The sequence below is a fragment of the Halorubrum orientale genome, assembly GCF_059623105.1.
In genome coordinates, this window is record NZ_JBSPSR010000008.1 from 138432 (window position 1) to 156010 (window position 17579).

19 protein-coding genes and 1 pseudogene are annotated in these 17579 nt (G+C 66.2%); 10 read left to right on the plus strand and 10 right to left on the minus strand.

The window, feature by feature from the left end; genetic code table 11:
* Positions 1–36: 36 nt before the first annotated feature.
* From ACWUI7_RS10590 to ACWUI7_RS10600, 3 genes are all read right to left on the minus strand, one after another.
* Positions 37–624 (minus strand): MogA/MoaB family molybdenum cofactor biosynthesis protein, encoded by a 588-nt coding sequence (locus tag ACWUI7_RS10590; RefSeq protein ID WP_496642190.1) that lies wholly within the window; start codon positions 622–624, stop codon positions 37–39.
* Between the two features lie 62 nt (positions 625–686).
* A complete protein-coding gene (locus ACWUI7_RS10595) occupies positions 687–1100 on the minus strand; it encodes a DUF7124 domain-containing protein (RefSeq protein ID WP_496642191.1) in 414 nt (137 codons plus the stop codon).
* 77 nt (positions 1101–1177) lie between these two features.
* Entirely contained in the window at positions 1178–2416 is a 1239-nt protein-coding gene (locus tag ACWUI7_RS10600; protein ID WP_496642192.1) for an NAD(P)/FAD-dependent oxidoreductase, read from the minus strand.
* 156 nt (positions 2417–2572) lie between these two features.
* On the opposite strand from ACWUI7_RS10600, the gene ACWUI7_RS10605 reads away from it, so the two are divergent.
* Entirely contained in the window at positions 2573–3166 is a 594-nt protein-coding gene (locus ACWUI7_RS10605; RefSeq protein ID WP_496642193.1) for a DUF6149 family protein, read from the plus strand.
* A 24-nt stretch (positions 3167–3190) separates the two neighbouring features.
* On the opposite strand, the gene ACWUI7_RS10610 is transcribed toward ACWUI7_RS10605, so the two are convergent.
* Complete coding sequence (locus ACWUI7_RS10610; protein WP_496642194.1) at positions 3191–3838, minus strand: GNAT family N-acetyltransferase; 648 nt, start codon at positions 3836–3838, stop codon at positions 3191–3193.
* Between the two features lie 132 nt (positions 3839–3970).
* Here ACWUI7_RS10610 and ACWUI7_RS10615 point away from each other — a divergent pair, with 132 nt between their 5' ends.
* Positions 3971–4579: a class I SAM-dependent methyltransferase gene (locus tag ACWUI7_RS10615; RefSeq protein ID WP_496642328.1), complete on the plus strand. Its 609-nt coding sequence runs from the start codon at positions 3971–3973 to the stop codon at positions 4577–4579.
* Between the two features lie 57 nt (positions 4580–4636).
* Positions 4637–5224, plus strand: coding sequence for a nitrous oxide reductase accessory protein NosL (locus ACWUI7_RS10620; protein ID WP_496642195.1), 588 nt, complete (start codon positions 4637–4639; stop codon positions 5222–5224).
* Between the two features lie 373 nt (positions 5225–5597).
* Here ACWUI7_RS10620 and ACWUI7_RS10625 read toward each other — a convergent pair whose 3' ends face one another.
* Positions 5598–7046: an ATP-binding protein gene (locus ACWUI7_RS10625; RefSeq protein WP_496642196.1), complete on the minus strand. Its 1449-nt coding sequence runs from the start codon at positions 7044–7046 to the stop codon at positions 5598–5600.
* A gap of 124 nt (positions 7047–7170) precedes the next feature.
* On the opposite strand from ACWUI7_RS10625, the gene idi reads away from it, so the two are divergent.
* On the plus strand, positions 7171–7767 hold the full coding sequence (gene idi / locus ACWUI7_RS10630) for an isopentenyl-diphosphate Delta-isomerase (protein ID WP_496642197.1): 597 nt from the start codon (positions 7171–7173) through the stop codon (positions 7765–7767).
* A 58-nt stretch (positions 7768–7825) separates the two neighbouring features.
* On the plus strand, positions 7826–8581 hold the full coding sequence (locus ACWUI7_RS10635) for a hypothetical protein (RefSeq protein ID WP_496642198.1): 756 nt from the start codon (positions 7826–7828) through the stop codon (positions 8579–8581).
* A gap of 51 nt (positions 8582–8632) precedes the next feature.
* Here ACWUI7_RS10635 and ACWUI7_RS10640 read toward each other — a convergent pair whose 3' ends face one another.
* The 4 genes from ACWUI7_RS10640 to ACWUI7_RS10655 all read right to left on the minus strand — a co-directional run bounded on the left by ACWUI7_RS10640 (position 8633) and on the right by ACWUI7_RS10655 (position 13852).
* Positions 8633–10582: a molybdopterin biosynthesis protein gene (locus tag ACWUI7_RS10640; RefSeq protein WP_496642199.1), complete on the minus strand. Its 1950-nt coding sequence runs from the start codon at positions 10580–10582 to the stop codon at positions 8633–8635.
* Positions 10579–11835, minus strand: a complete 1257-nt coding sequence (locus tag ACWUI7_RS10645; RefSeq protein WP_496642200.1) for a molybdopterin molybdotransferase MoeA — start codon at positions 11833–11835, stop codon at positions 10579–10581. Before ACWUI7_RS10645 ends, ACWUI7_RS10640 begins: the two co-directional genes overlap by 4 nt.
* Before the next feature lie 86 nt (positions 11836–11921).
* Positions 11922–12788, minus strand: a complete 867-nt coding sequence (locus ACWUI7_RS10650; protein ID WP_496642201.1) for a CehA/McbA family metallohydrolase — start codon at positions 12786–12788, stop codon at positions 11922–11924.
* A 140-nt stretch (positions 12789–12928) separates the two neighbouring features.
* Complete coding sequence (locus tag ACWUI7_RS10655; protein WP_496642202.1) at positions 12929–13852, minus strand: cell division protein CdpA domain-containing protein; 924 nt, start codon at positions 13850–13852, stop codon at positions 12929–12931.
* A 103-nt stretch (positions 13853–13955) separates the two neighbouring features.
* Here ACWUI7_RS10655 and ACWUI7_RS10660 point away from each other — a divergent pair, with 103 nt between their 5' ends.
* The 5 genes and pseudogenes from ACWUI7_RS10660 to ACWUI7_RS10680 all read left to right on the plus strand — a co-directional run bounded on the left by ACWUI7_RS10660 (position 13956) and on the right by ACWUI7_RS10680 (position 16713).
* Positions 13956–14132, plus strand: a complete 177-nt coding sequence (locus ACWUI7_RS10660; RefSeq protein WP_496642203.1) for a hypothetical protein — start codon at positions 13956–13958, stop codon at positions 14130–14132.
* Position 14133: 1 nt separating this feature from the next.
* Positions 14134–14820 carry a hypothetical protein gene (locus ACWUI7_RS10665; protein ID WP_496642204.1) on the plus strand — a complete coding sequence of 229 codons (687 nt, stop codon included), beginning with the start codon at positions 14134–14136 and terminating at the stop codon, positions 14818–14820.
* A 22-nt stretch (positions 14821–14842) separates the two neighbouring features.
* Positions 14843–15223, plus strand: a complete 381-nt coding sequence (locus ACWUI7_RS10670) for a hypothetical protein (protein WP_496642205.1) — start codon at positions 14843–14845, stop codon at positions 15221–15223.
* Between the two features lie 23 nt (positions 15224–15246).
* Positions 15247–15714: a nucleoside deaminase gene (locus ACWUI7_RS10675; protein ID WP_496642206.1), complete on the plus strand. Its 468-nt coding sequence runs from the start codon at positions 15247–15249 to the stop codon at positions 15712–15714.
* Positions 15704–16713: pseudogene (locus tag ACWUI7_RS10680) on the plus strand (carbohydrate kinase family protein). The gene ACWUI7_RS10675 and the pseudogene ACWUI7_RS10680 overlap by 11 nt, the downstream one beginning before the upstream one ends.
* Before the next feature lie 18 nt (positions 16714–16731).
* On the opposite strand, the gene ACWUI7_RS10685 reads toward ACWUI7_RS10680, so the two are convergent.
* The gene (locus tag ACWUI7_RS10685; protein WP_496642207.1) at positions 16732–17559 is read right to left on the minus strand and encodes a BtpA/SgcQ family protein; all 828 of its coding nucleotides are present in this window, start codon (positions 17557–17559) and stop codon (positions 16732–16734) included.
* Positions 17560–17579 lie beyond the last annotated feature (20 nt).

Below are 17579 nucleotides of genomic sequence, written 5' to 3' on the forward strand. Positions count from 1 at the left end.
AGAGCCGTTCGTCGTGTCTCCGGACAGCCACCGCACTCACTCGTGACGGCTCGCCAGCCCGGTGAGGTGACCGATTGCCGGGAGAAGTACCGACTCGACGCCGAGCGTCACCGCACTTGTCGAGCCGGGCAGACAGCAGACGAGCGTGCCGTCGACGATTCCGGCTGTCGCGCGTGACCCCACTGTGCGAGCGTCCACCTCCTCGTAGGAGAGTCGCCTGAACAGCTCGCCGAAACCGGGGAGTCGCTTCTCGAAGCGCGGTTCGATCGCGTCTGGCGTGATGTCGTCCGGCGTGACCCCCGTGCCACCGGTCGTCACGACCGCGTCGACGGTCTCGTGCGCGACGAGTCGATCGACCGCCTCGCGTACCTGTTCGCGGTCGTCGTCGACGAGCTCGCGCGCCACCGTCTCGTGACCCGCCGCGTCGAACGCGTCGACGATCCGGTCGCCAGAGGGGTCGGCCTCGAGTGTGCGTGACGACGAAACGGTGAGCACCGCGACACCGACAGTGTCGTGATCGTGGTTGTGGTGGTCTGCGTGGTGGTCGCGATGGCCATGGTTGTTCTTGTCGTGATTGTGGTTGTCGCCATGCTCTTGCTCGCCGTGATTATGGTTATCGTCCATAGGCCGCGGTTCGACCCGGCGCGTCAAAACAGCATCCGTCCCGGCTCACCAACAGTCGGGTGTCAGGGCCAGTCGTCTCGCGTCTGGGCGTCGGCCGGCGTGGACTCCTCGGCGGACCCAACCGTCCATCCAGCCGCGGTAGCCGCGTCTTCGACATCGAGGAACTCCCAGCCGGTCGCGTCGGCGACTGCCTCGTCGTCTGCGTCGACGCCGACGAAGACGTGTCGGTCCGTGTCGAACTGGCTCTTGATGTTCTCGAGGCTTTCTTCGACGCCGCGGGGACCCGAAAAGAAGTCCTGGCGAACGCGGTGTTTCCGCGTGAAATTCGTCACGACGTACGTGGGCTTCTCGCTGACGACACCGACGTACTCGGTCCACTGCCGGGCGTTGTTGAAGACGGCGTTCGGGTCCGCAAGCGTCTTTAATGCCGACAGCTCGAACGCCAGCGTCATGTCGGTTGATCCGCCACTGTCCATACGTCCGCTATCGCGTCACGGGCGAAAACAACTTCGCTTCCGTGTCAGCCGCCTGTGTGCCCGCCAGCAGGCACGTGCTACTGCTCTGTCGGCGCCGCGAGGTCTTCGACAGCAAAGTCCGGTTCGAGGAGTCGCTCCGCCTGACCGGAGACATCCCGTCTCTCACGCATCAGCTGTTTGAACGCAGACTGCGGTGAGAGGTCGCCGATGAGGACACCGCCGACGACGCGGCCGTCTTTCAGCGCGACCCGCCGCCACTCGTTCTCGCCGGTCGTCGCCTCGACTGCGTCGTCACCGATTGTCGGGTGCCCGAACGAGAGGAATGGGAAGTCGAAGTGGGTGATCGAGTACGACGACACCCACTCGAAGGGCTCACTCTCGTACGCGAGCATGTTCTTTGCAGCGATCGTGCCCTGCTCTTTGGCCGACCCCCACGCGCCGTTTTGTGCCTGCTCGCCGAGGACGACGTCGTGAAACCGGGTGATATCGCCGGCCGCGAACACGTTGTCGACGGAGGTCTGCATGTACTCGTCGACGACGATGCCGTCGTCGACCTCGATGGGTGTGTCCTCGATGAGTTCGGTGTTGAGGTCGAGTCCAATTGCGACGCCCGCGAAGTCGCACGCGTATCGTTCGCCGTCTGGATCGACAGCGGCCTCGACGTGTCCATCGTCGTCAACCTCGAAGTGGTCGACCCCCGAGCCGAAGACGGGCTCGACACCCCGCTCGCGCATCGCTTCGTGCATGATTTCGGCGCCCTCATTCGAGAGCGCGTACCGCCACCAACAGTCGCCACGCATCAGGTACTTCGCCTCGATGTCTTGGGCACCACAGATGGCCGCGAAATCGATACCGAGTAGTCCGGCGCCGACGACGATGCCCTGCGCTGCGTCCTCCACGCTGGCTTTGATCTTGCGTGCGTCCTGGAACGTCCAGAAGTGGTGGATGCCGTCTGCGTCGGCGTTCTCAACGGGCAGCTGTTGTGGGGTGCCGCCGATCGCCAACAGGAGTTTGTCGTAGGTGAACGTCTCACCCTCGTGGGTGTGGACCGCATCGGCGTCGACGTCGATGTCGACAACAACCGTGTCGAGCCGGAGGTCGACGTCGTGGTCGTCGTACCACGACTCCTCGTGGATGGAGATGGGAGCTTCGGGGAGCTTGCCCTTCGCGTACTCCTTGATTAGGATCCGGTTGTAGAGGGACTCTCCCTCGTCGGTTATGACCGTGATGTCGGCGGCGGGCGCCTCCTCGCGAAGGGTTTCTGCGGCGGACGCGCCAGCGATCCCATCACCGACGATCACGTACGAATCGCTCATACACGAACGTTTGAATTCCGGGTTAATGTGGGTTGCCATCCGGGCGATTCAATCCGGATCGATCGTTCACAACCTTGCCGAAGCCGGCTGGACGCAGCCGCGATGGCGACCTGCTTGACGCCACAGATTGAATAGGGTTCACGCCCTACTGTAGATATGAAGATCCGCCAGAACATCCGTCACTGGGCCGCAAAGAAGGCGCTCACGACACCGGTCATCGGTGACGTCGCAAACGACAAGCTCGTCGATCTCCACACCAGCATCTTCCTCAACAAGGCCGATGAGGACCGCCGAGAGGAGCGTCGCGATCACCTCGACGACTTCTTCGATGCCACGATGGACACCTACGTCGCCGCACTGGAGGCGGGGTTCGCGGAGGCAGAGGCGCGTGAGATCACCCACGTTCAGGCCAACTTCGACTTCTTCACCTACGGTTGGACAGAGATGATGGAGATCCCAGCAGACGAGCTTGAAGCGCACTATCGCCGGTACGAGGCGTTCTTTACCGACCACGACATAACGATCGACGACCCGCTCGGGACGTTCCGCCCCGCAGCCGGCGTGACCGACGCGCCGGCAACACCAGAACGACTCAAGACGCCGGAGTACGAGAACGCTCTGGCCGGCTTCGCCGATGACGTGTACGTCGAGACCGAATCCGGCGAGACGGTCGTTGGCGGCACCGAAGAGCCCGCCGACGTCGACCCGACCGCGGCCCCGGGAATCGACGAGGACGAGGCGAGCGCCTGAGAGACGAGCACAGTCGCTCGGGACCTACGCTCCTTCCGCAGCCACACGGTGAAGCGCCGGCGGTGCCGCCGGGTCCGCATCGTCGAGCCGTGATCGGAGAAAGTCTCGCTCGGCGTCTAGTCGCTCGGTGTCGTCGTCGCGGAACCACCGGAGCCCTGACCGATAGCGGTCGGCGTCCGCGCGGGTCGCTGCCACTGTCAGCGCGGGGCGCGCCAGCTCAAGTTCGGCGAGCCCCGTCTGCTCACCAGTGTACGCGAACCCACACTTGTACAGCGCTTCGTACGCGAACGGATTGTTGACTGCGATCCGAATCTGATCGTATCCCGCGTCGGCCAGCCAGCGAACCGTCCTGCGGATCAGCGCCGGGCCGATTCCGTCCCCGCGGCGTGTGGTGTGGACGGTGACGTATCGGAGTCGACAACACGCTGGGTCGGTCCGGTCGGGCGAGAACGACACCGCGGCGATGACGGTCTCGTCGAAGTCCGCAGGATCGACGGTCTCCGGCACCGACCGGTCCGGTGTCCACTCCGGGGCCGCCGCCGAGCCGTCCCCAGTCTCGAGGACCGCCTTCCCGGTGTCGCCGGTGACGAACTTGCCGGCGTACGCAAACGCCCGGTAGTCGAGCCGACAGGACGCGCTCGTGCCCGCCGCACCGAGGACGGTAAACTCCATATGGTGTATCAATCACGCGCGGCCGAAAAGCCCACGCACCCGAACCCGGCGTCGCCGGCAACTGCTGGTGGCTCCCCAGTGCAGGCTGCCGACGATCGACCGATACAAGCCACTCGCGGCCCCGGAACCGGTATGTACGGGACCGGCGACGTCGGCTTCTTCGACCGGATCGCCCCGCTGTACGACCTCGCGATGCCACCCGCAAACGGGGACGCGCTGGCTGCTGGTTTCGACCGAGCGACCCGCCCGATCGACCGACTCCTCGACGTCGGCGGGGGATCGGGACGGGCGGCGGCCGCAGTGACGGGCCCAGACCGGCTAGTTGTCGACGTCTCACGCCCGATGCTCCGTCGAGCTCGCGCGGTCCGGGGATTGTCGGCTGTTGCCGGCGACGCTGGCCGGCTTCCAGTCGCCGACGACGCGGTCGACGCCGTGCTCGTCGTCGACGCCTTCCACCATCTCCCAGCACAGGCCGCCGCGATCGACGAGGCAACGCGCGTCCTCGCTCCTGGCGGCGTGTTCGTGATCCGTGAGTTCGACCCCACACACCCGCTCGGTCGCCTCCTTGTCGCGGCCGAGCACGCGATCGGGATGACCTCTCACTTCCGATCGCCGGACGAGCTCGCGGCTGCCCTCGACGCGAGCGGGTTCGATGCGGTCGTCATCGATCGAGGATTCGGCTACACGGTCGCCGGCGTTCGCGGTGAGGACGGTGACACTCTAGATTCGCCTGGAAACTAATTCCCGTTCGACGCGCGGACCAGATCAGGTATTCCGGCCGCCACCAACCGAGACAGTATGGAGGACGCTCACAGACACCTCGACCGACGGACGGTCGTCGGGACGCTCGGGACGACAGCCGCAGTCGCACTCGCTGGGTGCAGCGCCGTCGACGATACGAGCAACGGTGGGGCTGAAACCGGTCATGAATCGACCGCCCACCTCGAGCGTGCCGTGGCGGTTCCGGATGACGAGGGGTGTGCGGTGTGTAACATGGTCGCCGCCGAGCATCCGACGTGGAACGCACAGCTGGTCCACGAGAATGGCACGCGGTCGTTCTTTTGTTCCTCGGGTTGTTTCGCGGCGTACTACGTCGACCCAGCGCGCTTCGACGGTCCGGCGTCTCCCGTCGCGAACGGATGGGTGACCGGCTACGAAACCGGCGAGTTGTGTCCGGCAGAGACGGCGTATTTCGTCCGTGTAACCGAGACAGACCACGTCGACGACATCATGCGGATGAATCCGACGCCGTTTGCCGACCGCGCGGACGCCGAGGCGTTCATCGACTCATTCGGGGCGTACGACGACGAGGACATCATCCAGCTCGATGCCTTCGACCGGGATCTCGCAGTGTTGTACCGACCACAGTTCTTCGAATCTGCGTGACACTCACTGACCGGTCATCCGCGTGACACCGACTCCAACACACCACTTGCGGTGGCGCGCGCCTCGCAGGCCGCCGAAGGCGGACTCGCGAGCGCGTGCGAGGGATGAGCGAGTCGCCCAGGGCGACTCGCGAATCGGCTGGGGAGGGTGTGGTCAATTGGTGTCCGGCGGTCGTGCGGTCGTGTTGGGTGCACTACCACCGCCACATGCGTATTGGGGAATGTGTGGCCCAACTGGTGTCCGGGTGTCACGGAGCCATCCCGATCACAGCCTCACAAGCACCGTATACGTACGAAACAGACTTGGGAGAACGCGGCAAAAACTGAGACCTAGGCGTCACACAGCCGTACTGTTCACACAGATTCTGACGGACTCAATCCTGCGGGTGGCCGTGTGCCCGAGTATCCTCAGCAGACGTCTCATCACCGTGGTCATGAGCGTGATCGTGCTCGTGACCATCGCCGTGCTCGTGACCATCGCCGTGCTCGTGATCGTGGCCCGCTCCCTCTCCGAGCACTTCGGCTCCCTCGCCGTCGATCATATCCATATTTTTCAGGTTATCCCGCTCTTCGAAGTCCGCGACCGCCTCCATTACGTCCGTCTGGGTGATCGTCATCCGGTCTTCGGTAAGCGCTCCCAACACCGCCTCACGGAGCACCATCCGGAGGTCCGATCCGGTGAGCCCGGTCGTTCGGTCGGCGACTGCCTCGGGGTCGAAGTCGGCAATCTCCATCTCGCGGGTGACGACTCGGAGGATGTCGGCGCGCATATCACGGTCAGGCTTGGGGAAGTTGACGATCTCATCGAAGCGTCGCCAAGCGGCCGCATCGAGCTGGTCTGGGTGGTTCGTCGCCCCGATAAGCAACACTTCGTCGCGGATCAGCGACACCTCGTCGATCGATTTGAGGAGGGTGTTGACCGCCCGCTTGAGCGCGGCGTGCTCGTCGGAACGGCGCGTCTTCGCCACGGAGTCGAACTCGTCGATGAAGAGGATACACGGCGAGAGCCGCTTTGCAACCTCGAACGTCTTCTCGACGTTCTTTGCGGTCTCACCGAGATACTGACTCGTGATCATCGACAGCTTCACCTCGACGAGCGGGATGCCAAGCTGGTGTGCTAACGCCCGAGAAATTGTTGTCTTGCCGGTGCCCGGCGGCCCAACGAACAACAGCTTGCCGATCTCTCGAAGTCCGATGCTCGCGAGATACTCGCGGTGTTCGATCGCCTTTACGATCTTTTGGATCTCGTCTTCTTGATTGCCGGTCAACACGAGGTCTGTGATCGTCGTCTCGATCTCTTCGGGGGCGCGGACGTTGACGAGGTCCAACATCTCACCGTCCTCGTCCTCATCGAAGTACTCCGAGAGCAACGCGTCGATCCAGACTCGGTCGGCTTGGATCGGGCGAACGTCCTCGCGCGCCTCCGCGTGAGAGACAGGAGGCTCAACGCCGTCAGTCGTCTCGAGCGTTGCGACCATCGTTGGGTTCGACGCGATGCGGTCGTCGTCGGCCCGGTCGCGGTACCACTCCAGCGCCATCGACGGCTGGGTGAGCGATATCTCGCCCGCGAAGTCTGTGTGCTGGGTAAACAGCAGGTCAGAGACTGCGTCCCACGGCCGCTCGACTCCCGTTGCCGTGCGGGTCGTCGTATCCGTCGCGGAAAGCGGTCGCTCGACACCCCCCGGTGCGTCGTCGGCGGCGTCGTCGGACCAGAACACCTGCCGGAACCGAGGCGGAAGATCGTTCTCGTCGAGGTCGCGGTTCTCGGTGTAAAAATGCGTGGTTAAAACGAACTCGACAACGTCAAGCGCCGGGTCACTCATCCCCGCCACATAGCCGTGCGGGCCGTTTAAGCGCGTCGAAGCGACGACCGGAGCCGCGGGGACTCGTCACCGTCCGGTCGCGTGTATCGAACGCTTATTATCCTCGGTTGATGAGAGAGACAGTATGAGCTCAGAGGATGCCGAGCGCCCGGATCCGGCGGGCGGTCTCGGAGGGGAGGATCTCGACCACGAGAACGCCGCCCAGGACGTCGTCGCGGTCGACACAGACGACACCCCGAGTGGAACGGTCAACCGGCTCGAAGCGCACACCGGCGACGGAGTCCGCCACCGCGCGTTCACCTGTCTGGTGTTCGACACCGACGGTCGCATCCTGCTGGCCCAGCGCGCCCCGACGAAGCGGTTGTGGGACGGTCACTGGGACGGCACGGTCGCATCACATCCCGTTGAGGGGCAGTCACAGGAGGAGGCAACAGCGATCCGGCTCGAAGAGGAGCTCGGGATCACCCCCGCACAGTACGACGACCTTCGCGTTACTGACCGGTTCGAGTACAAACGGTACTACCCGAACGAGGGCGTCGAGTGGGAAGTGTGTGCGGTGCTCAAAGTGACACTCGAGGAGGCGGCACTCGACCCCGACCCCAATGAGATAGGTGGGCGGCTGTGGGTCGATTACGATCACCTCCACGACAACCCGGCGTTGTACCGCCAGCTCCGGCTCTGCCCGTGGTTCGAGATCGCGATGCGGCGCGACTTCGCGTGAGCCGACCACGGACGCGCCGAGTCGGCGGGTTGAAGACACCGACGCGACAGGATCTGCTATGACCGTCGTCGCTGTAATGGCCGATCCGCCACGCGAAGATCTCGTCGCGACCGACCTCGCGGACTCGACGCCGTTGTCGACCGCGGAGGCCGCAGAGCTGTACGAGGCCGCGTTCAGAGATGCCGTGCTCGCGGTCGATCGCTCAGGCGGTGAACTCCTCGTCAACTACCCGACGGCCGACCAGCTACCCGCGTCCCACCAGTCTGCGTCGTCGCCGGAGGCGACCCTTCGGGCGCTCGTCGCAGACACCCTCGGCGGAACCGAGAGCGCTCGATTCGAGCCGCAAGTCGGCTCTTCGTTCAGCGCTCGCGCCGGCAACACCGTCACGCACCTCCTCCGCGAAGAAGACGCCGATTCGGTCGCCGTCGTGACGCCGACCGCTCCGCTGCTCTCGCGGAGCATCGTCGACGCCGCGGCGATGAAGCTGCGAACCACGCAGGTGGTGCTCGGTCCGTCGACTCGCGGCCGCACGTACTACGCGGGGTTCACCGAGCCGATCAACTTCACGGGCGCGTTCGAGGGACCCGCACTCACCACGCTCGCCGCGCGCGGCGCTGACGCCGGCCTCGACGTCGACTTCCTCCAGTCGTTGCCCGCACTCGAGACCCGCGGTGACCTCCTCGATACGATCCCACAGCTCAGAGCTCGTTTCGCGGCCGAGCGAATCGTCCCCGACCACACCGCGGCATTCGTCCACGAGCACGGCCTCGACGTCGTCGACGACGAGAATGGTCGACGGATCGTCCGTGCGTAGCCGCGGCACGCCGCCACACACCTACCCGCGTCGGCTCGACGCCACCAGATCCTACCGACGCTCGTAGCCCGGGAGTGACGCGAGCGTCTCCGCGAACGGCTCCCCAGAGAGCGCCGCATCGACCGCCCGAACGGCTTTCCGGTCGGCGCGGTCCGGTGCCGCTCGGACGACGACCGACTGCTCGCCGAGCGGGACGAAGTCACAGCCGAGCCGCTCGGCCGTCTCTCGGAGCGCGAGGCCCACGTCCGCGCGCCCCTCACACACCGCGCGAACCGGACTCTCGAACCCGCGGCGGGTCATCGCGTAGCCGTCGACCGCGTCGGTGAGGTCGCGTCGGTCGACGCCCCGCCCGGCGGCGAGATCCGCCATCGCGTCGTCGAGCGCGCGTCTGAGCCCCGTCTCTGCCGGCCGGTTCACGAGTCGCTGGTCGTCGTCGACGACGTCGCCGAGGTCGGTGATACCGTCGGGGTTGCCGGCGGGAACGGCGAGTCCCCACGTACGCTGCCACCCGCCGAGGTCGACGCTCTCGACCTGCCGGTCGGTCGGGCCGGCGGTCACCGCGACGTCTGGGACGCCCGCCCTGAGTCGGCGGAGCCCCTCTCGGGAACCGACCGGGAGGTAGCGCGGCGCGGCGAGTTCGTCGAGCAGTCGGTTCAACGCGGGGTCGTCCTCACCGGCACCGAGGAGCGTCGGCGGCGCGACCCCCGGCGAGAAGAGCTGCACCGTGACGGTCTCGCCGGCGTCGAGGTACTCGGTGTCCGGATCGACGGCGACGACGCCATCGGCCTCGACCAGACTCGTGGTTGCTCCCGACCCCTTGTCGACCGGGTAGACGAGCGGCCGACCGCCCTCCGCACCCGCCGTCGACTCATTGTGGACGTCCAACACGCCGACCGGGAGGAGCCGCTTTCGCCCCTCCGCGTAGCGCTCGCGGACAGCCATCTCACCGACGACGGTCGCGGTCGCCGGCTCGGAGCGGCCGGCAGCCGCGCGAATCGCGGGTGCGACGAACGTTCGGAAGATCGTCAGCGCAGAGACGGGATATCCGGGCAATCCCACGTACGCCGACTCGCCGCCGTCGGCACGGTCGATTCGGCCGACGAGCATCGGCTTGCCGGGCTTGACCGCGACGCCGTGGAGCAACAGCTCGCCGCGCTCTTCTATCACGCGGTAGATCACGTCGACGGCGCTCGCAGAGGTCGAGCCGGACGAGAGCACCAAGTCACACTCGTCGGCCGCCGTTCTGAGCAGCCGTTCCATCTCGTCGTAGTCGTCACCAGCGTGTGGGTACAACACCGGCTCACCGCCCGCTGCTTCGACCCCGGTGGCGATCGTCGTCGAGTTGACGTCGTAGATCTCACCGCGGTCTGCGTCGAGCTCGTCGCCCGGGCGCACCAGCTCGTCTCCCGTCGAGACGATACCGACGGTCGGGCGACCGCGAACCGGGACCTCGTCGACGCCGAGCGCGGAGAGGAGCCCGATTTCGCGCGGGGTGAGGCGGGTACCAGGTCCGAGCGCTCGGGCACCCGCGGCGATGTCGGCGCCGGCGGCCATGACGCGGTCGCCGGGTGCGACCGCCGTCCTGACGGTTACCTCGGTCGGTTCGCCGTCCTCGTCGAGGTGCTCTGTCGTTCGCTCGACCATCACAACGGCGTCGGCGCCGGGAGGCAACACGGCCCCGGTCGACACCTCGACGCACGTGCCGGTCTCGACGGATACCTCGGGAGCGGCACCAGCGTGAACCGCACCGACGAGGGACAACTCGACCGGGTCGGCCTCGTCGGCACCGAAGGTGTCGGCAGCGCGAACCGCGTACCCGTCCACCGACGCGCGGTCGAACCCCGGAACGTCGATACCGGCGTCGATACGCTCGGCGAGGACCCGACCGCGAGCCGCTGTCAGTGGAACCAACTCGGGCGCTGGCGTGAGCTCCAACGAGTCGATCGCGTCGTGTGCTGCTGCGGGCGTCGCGAGGTCGCGAAACTCCTTTCGGTCGGTCATTCGGTCACCTCCCATCGCTCGACGTCGACGACCGCGTCGGCATCGAATCCCTCCTGTGACTCCGGGACGACGACCCAGCCGTCCGCGAGCGCGACGCTCGAGAGGATGCCGGAGCCGCTCGCACGCGTCGGCGTCGCGACGTGGGCGGGGTCGTCGGGGTCGACTGCGTCTTCGGACGCCGTCTCGCGTGACAGTGTCACCCGGGCGAACGTCCGTGTGCCCGGCTCACTCGCGATCTTCCGCGCCAGTCGGGCACGAGTAGTCGGGATCGGTCCGCCGTCCGTGCCGCCGACCCGCTTTTGCACTGGCCGGAGGAACTGCACCGCGTTGACGATGCAGGCGACCGGGTACCCCGGCAGCGACACCACCGGCGTGTCGTCTACGCGACCGAGACACACGGGGTGACCCGGTTTGAGCGCGACGCCGTGGACGAGCACGGACCCGAGGTCGTCGACGACCTCGGGGAGAAGGTCGCGTTCGCCAACGGAGGAGCCGCCGGTGGTTACGATCACGTCGGCGTCGAGGTCGGTCTCGATGGCGGCCGCAAGCGCCGTTTCGTCGTCGGTCACAATGTCTCTGTAGCGGGCATCACCGCCCCACCGCGTCACCAGCCGCGAGACGGTGAGTCCGTTCGTCTCGATCACCTCACCAGCGCCGGGATTTGACTCGACCAGCTCCTCGCCTGTCGGAATCACCGCGACCGTCGGCGGCTCGTACACGGTGACAGTGCTCAACCCGACCGATCGACAGAGTCCCAGATCCGACGGTCGGAGCGTCTCGCCGACGTCGTAGAGCCGCTGTCCCTCAGCCACGTCTTCGCCTACCGGGCCGACGTTCTCGCCGCGCGCCACCGCGTCGAACGTCTCGACATCGTCGCCGACGGTCTCCACCTGCTCGATCATGACGACCGCGTCTGCGCCGTCTGGAAGCGCGCTCCCGGTATGGACCCGTGCCGCCTCGTCGGGACCGACCGACCCGTCTTCGAGGGGGACCTCGCGCAGCACGGTCGGCGCTCGATCGGACGCACCGAAGGTGTCGGCCGCGCGAACCGCGTAGCCGTCCATGGCAGCCCGGTCGTACCCTGGCACCGGCGCGGGGGCGTCGATGGGCTCTGCAAGCACCCGTCCGTCGGCGGCCGAAAGCGGGACGGTCTCAGTCCGTCCGTGGGCCTCGGCGGCCGCGAGGAGCGTCGACCGCGCTTCCTCGACTCGGGTTCGACGCTTGAACCCAGCCTCCCGTCTGTCGTGGCTCATGCCCGCTCGTTTCGCCCCCGGAGTCAAAAACCCCGCCGCCCGCGACGGCGTCCGTCACAGACCAGATACACACGAGCGCCCGTCGCTCACCGAAACCATGAGAACGCACGGCGTGTCCGATGAAGGCCCTGTGCGAACCCCACTCGCCCGAGCGTTGCAGCCGCTCTCGTTCCTGCCACGGTTGCCGTCACGCCGCGTACAGCCCCGCGTACGGCGTAGTACCGCGACTTTTGTTCGGCCGCGGTCAGATAGTGCCGCGCAGCCATCCTGACAGGTGCGCGGCGGCCGTCGACCCGAGTCGTTCCGCTTTGAATCGCCGTGATCACGTCTTCGGTCGTCACGCGATCGACGCTCGCTCGGCCGTCGATGCGGACCTCGGTGAACGCGCGGCCGACGTACTGGAGGTGATGGGCGTCGCTCGCGGCGACGCCGGGGAAGCCGTAGCTCGTCGCGAAACGGCGCGCGCGACGATTACGGTAGCCGGTGAAAAGCCACGCGTTGAACACCTCGATGGCATCGGGCATTGGACCACCCCGGTCGCTCTCATCGCTGGGAGGGCTCCTCACGTCGTCGGCGAGCGGGACGTCGCGACGGCGGACGCCGTGTCGGGAGCGCTGGAACGGGTGGGGTACGATGGCCACGCCACCATGGTCGTGGATCCACTGGATGGTATCGGCGTAGGCTGCGCGGCGCGGCGGCATCCGGTCGACACCGAGCGCGAGCAGATGCCCGTGTGCCGTCGACACCTCGACGCCCGGTATCCCGATCAGTCCGTACTCCCCAGCGATGGCTGCGGCACGCCGGGAGGCCCCCATTGTGTCGTGGTCGGTGATCACGACGGCGTCCAACCCAATTTCTGCGGCATGTTCGAGTATCAGCTCGACGGGTTCGTGTCCATCGTAGCTGGCCACAGAGTGAACGTGGGGGTCGATACTGACGGTAACGCTGGACACGAGTGAGAGTAGTCACCCAATCGTACAAAAGGGCCGGGACCGAATCCGTGGGCGACGGGTCCTAGGGCTACAGGTCGCCGTAGTACGGAGGCGACCGCGAGCCGGCCGAGAGCCGGTGGCGCGATCGAGCGGTCGGTCGCTCAGTCGAACAGTCCGCGGAGCCGGTCAACGACGGAGTCGTCTTCGGCCTCAGCAACGTCTTCTGCGCGCTGTTGTTCGCGGAGGGCGCGGAGCGCGTCCGCCTGATCATCGGTACTCTCGCCGCTCGCGGTGTTTTGTGTTCCACCCTGTAATCCAGCAAGTTGTGAGACGGCGTCATTGACCGTGCCTGAGGTGGTCCGCGTTTCGGTTGCTGAGCCCGAGAGCGTGCCCGGGTCGATGTCTGCGTCGTCGACGGCAGACGTGTCGAGTTGGAGTTGTCGCCCCTTCGAACGCTCGACGCCGCCCCAGGTGAGCTCCGTCTTGTCGAGTTCCCGCTCGATATCCGCCCGAACCGCCTCATCGGTCACTGTCTCGGTGCTGTCGTCGTCCGACCCGGATGAGTGATCCATGGCGGCTGAATCTGGGTCGACTGTGACACTGTCGGTCGCCTGCTCCACCCGGTGGGCGACGAGCGCGGCGCCGGTTGCGGCGATCACAGCGACGAGACCGGCACTATACAGCGCGACGACCTGGGCGCTGTAGTCTGGGGGCTCCGGCACGTTCCAGTCGTATGGGTACACCGTGACGAACCACCCGATGGCGACCACAGTGACTGCCGACCCGGCACCGCCGAGATAGAGCATTCGACGGTCGACCGGGAGAAGCACGACCACGCCGAGGAGGAGTCCAGGGAGGCCGAGTGCGGCCGCCACCGCGGCTACCTCACGGACCGAATACATCGGAATGGTGTTCGGTGGAAGCGTCGCACTGTACAGGAAGACGGCGACGCCCACGACCCCCAGTCCAAGCCCTACGAAGAAGAGCCCGAATCCGGCGTACACGTCGACGGTTCGATCGGGGTCGCCGATGTACCGTCGGTAGTACCCTAGAAGTGGGTTCGTTTCTTCACTCGAGTCGCTCATACGTCGACGTCTGTGCGGAGTCTAATGACTGTTGCCCCGGCGATCGCCGCCGATCGACCCCGGTGTTTTTCACCACCGGCGTCGTGTCCTCGCCCGAGAACGCGTGTCGAGAGAGTGTCCGCGATGTGGATCGAGGCTGACGACGCTCAGCCTCGGCGGCGCCGAGGCGGTCTCGTGTGAGGAGTGTGGCTACGTCGGCGTTGAGGCCGACCACTCCGGTGAGCCGCGCGCCGTCGAGACGTGGGCGGAGGCGCTCGAACGGTTCGCAAGGAGAGAGTGAGATGCCAACACTGGAACTAACCGCCGAACAGAACGATCGGATCGAGCGGCTGCGCGCCGCGCTGACTGATGACCATGCAGGACCGTACGCGACGGTCGGCACAGGTGAGACGATCACGTACCTGCTTGATCTCGCCGACGCCGTCGACGACCCTGGTCACCGCGCCGACCCCGACGAACTGGCCGTTCAGAACACATCCGAGCCACCGTTCGACCGCGATGCGGCGCGCGATGCGCTCGAGAACCGGAACCTCCGCCACGGTGACCCCGAGTCGGCCGACCAGCTCGACCTCCACGGGATCGCAGCCACCTTCGACATCACCGGTCGCAGCGACATGCAAAAAGACGAGCTCGTCGAGGCAATCCTCAACCGAGCGACCACGCTCTCTGCGACTCCCTTCGCGTTGGTCGACCTCGAACTCCCCGGCCAGACAGCGACCGAGACAACGCCCGAGCCAGAATCGTCTACCAACTCGTCGGCTAGTGCCGACGAGACCGCTGACGACGACCACGCGAACGATGGGGGTGCTGGACAGCTGAACGCGATGATGCGGCTCCTCGACACCCACGCCGACAAGTGGGACGAGTCTGCCGGAGACGCCCGCTATGAGGTCGAACTCCCTGACGGCCGCGTCGAGGCCGCACGGACCAAAGACGACGTCCGCGCCTTGTTGTTCAAACACTACTGATCAACGGTACGATACCACACAATTGATATCCATTCTTGAGTCGATCCGTGACGCACTCGCCTCAGTACTCGGTGGCGCCGACCCTACCGAGGAGACACCATCCGACGACGCGGCCTCATCCGACGCCACCGACCCGCCGGCAACGAGTAGCCCGACCCAACTCGACCCCGATGCCGTGACCAAGACCAGAACGGACGCGACGGACGACGCGGTCGACGCACTGCGATCGCTTCGGCAGCCGCCGGCCGATACGCCTGACCACGAGACGGGGACGAACACAGATGAGAGCGGAGAGGCATCCGAGGGGACGGACGCATCCGATGACCAGAACGCGACCGGCCAAGACGGGACGAGACGAGACCCAGCAGATTCCGGCGCAGACGACCGCGACGCGAACCATTAGGTCGTTCCGCTCGAAGCGGAGTCGTGACCCGAGACGAGCACATTGAACGTACGATCGAAGTAGCAGCCGAAGCGGTGGACGCCGGAAACACGCCATTTGGCGCCCTGTTGACCGTCGACGGCGAGGTGGTGCGCGAGTCACAGAACACGACCCGGACAGCCGAGGACGTCACCGCACACCCCGAACTCAAGCTTGCGCGCTGGGCGGGGCGCGAGCTCGACGCCGACGAGCTGGCGAACTGCACGATGTACGCCAGCACCGAGCCCTGTCCAATGTGCGCCACTGCTATCCACTACGCCGGGATCGATCGGGTCGTCTTCGGTGTCAGTGGTGAGACCCTTGACGAACTCACCGGCGACGTAGTCACGATTCCGGCTACAGAGGTGATCAGGCGTGCCGACGGTGAGGCGAGCGTCGAGGGCCCGGTCGCGACCGACGCTGCGATGCGACTCCACGAGTCGGTCTTCGGAGGCGACAACGGTGGGGCGTAAGCGGCGAGACGAGTCGGCCCCCACTCCGCGGGTCACCGCCGTCGGCGCGGCTGCCGTCGACGAGGTGTACGCAGTGTCGAACATCCCAGAGCCGGACGGCGGCGCGTTCGCACACGATGTGACCGCTGTACCCGGCGGGGTCGGCGCCAACGTCGCCGTGGCTCTCGACCGACTCGGCTGCGACGTCGGTCTCGTGAGTCGCGTTGGAGACGACGAGTACGGCCGCCAAGCAACCACGTGGCTCGCTGACACAGGCGTCAATACAGACCGTGTCGTCGTCGGCGACGAACCCACAACCAGGTCACTCGTCCTCCGCGACCCCACTGGAGAACGAGCGATCGTCACCACCGGTGAGAGCTTTCGGTCACTCCAGCTTGACGACGCGACGCTGGAGCGGATACTCGAAAGCGAGGTCATCTTCGTCACCGCGTACACGCCGGATCGCGTCGCGCGTCGACTCCTCGATGCCGTCGTCTCGCGACCTGCCGCTGACCGTCCGGCGGTCGTCTTTGATCTCTCCGGGCCGGTCACCGAACTCGTCGGGCGTGGAACAGCAGCCGAGACGATTCATGCGTATGTCCACCATGCCGACCTGTTCGTCGCCGGCGGCGTCGCCGCACCGGCGTACTTTGGCTCAGACGCGGCGGCGGTCAAGCGGCTCAAGCAGGTCCGGACTGCCGAAGTGGGACCGGCAGTGCTCACCCACGGTGCCGATGGGATGACCGCGATCATGGACGGAGGGGTTCGACGATACGACGCGTTCGACGTGGATGTCGTCGACACCACGGGCGCTGGTGACGCGTTTATCGCCGGCCTGACCGATCGGTGGCTGCTGGCGGGGGGTCGTCGGACACATCTGATTCGATCGACGATGCGGTCCAGTTCGCGGCCGCGGTGGCCGCGATCAACTGCACCGAGCGGTCCACACAGGCTGGCCTGCCGACGCGCGAGGCAGTTCAGCGGTTCCTCGCGGAGCGTGGATGCGGCGTGGACGAGTGACGCAAGTCTGGGCCCGGGTCACCGACATTCATCTGCGCGCGAGACAAGCGCCGCCACACGGGCTTCGTCGACCGGCGCGGTCGTTTCACCCCCCTCTTTCAGTGCGGTGCCAACGATCACGCCGTCGGCGAGATTAAGCAGGTCGGCGATCGTCTCCGGATGGACACCGCTCCCGACGAAAACAGGAGTCTCAAGGCCGTGTCGTTCCCGCTCGTCGACCACGGCCTCCAGCGCCGCACGGTCTATCGCCGCACCGGTTCCGGACCCCGAAGCGATGACCGCGTCGGCGAGCCCTCGTTCCGCCGTGTCGGCGAACGACTCGGCCGAGTACGTCTCCGGGGTGAGTGGAGCAGAGTGTTTCACGTCAGTATCGGCGAAGATGCTGACGTCCACGCCGAGGCGCTCGCGTAGTCGGATCGTCTCATGGGCCCGCCCCTCGACGATGCCTTGGTCAGTGACGCGTGCGCCGGTGTGGACGTTCACGCGGACGAACGCGGCGTCGACTGCGGCAGCGACAGAAATGGCCGCCTCGGCGTCGTTCCGGAGCACGTTGATACCGATCGGGAGGGTCGTCGCGTCCGCGACAGTCGCCGCCGCACGGGTCGTCGCCGCGACCGTGTGTTTTGGCACGTCGTCGGGGTAAAACGGGGCGTCACCAAAGTTCTCTATCATCACGCCGTCGACGCCTCCCCGCTCAAGGGCACGCACGTCCTCGACTGCCCGGTCGAGGACGGACCGCATCGCCGCTGCACCGTCAGCAGAGGCCTTCGGTGCACCTGGTAGTGGGCCGAGGTGGACCATGCCGATCACCGGATTCGCCGTCCCGAACGTCGTTTCAATATCCATGTCTCCTCGTGTGTCGACTG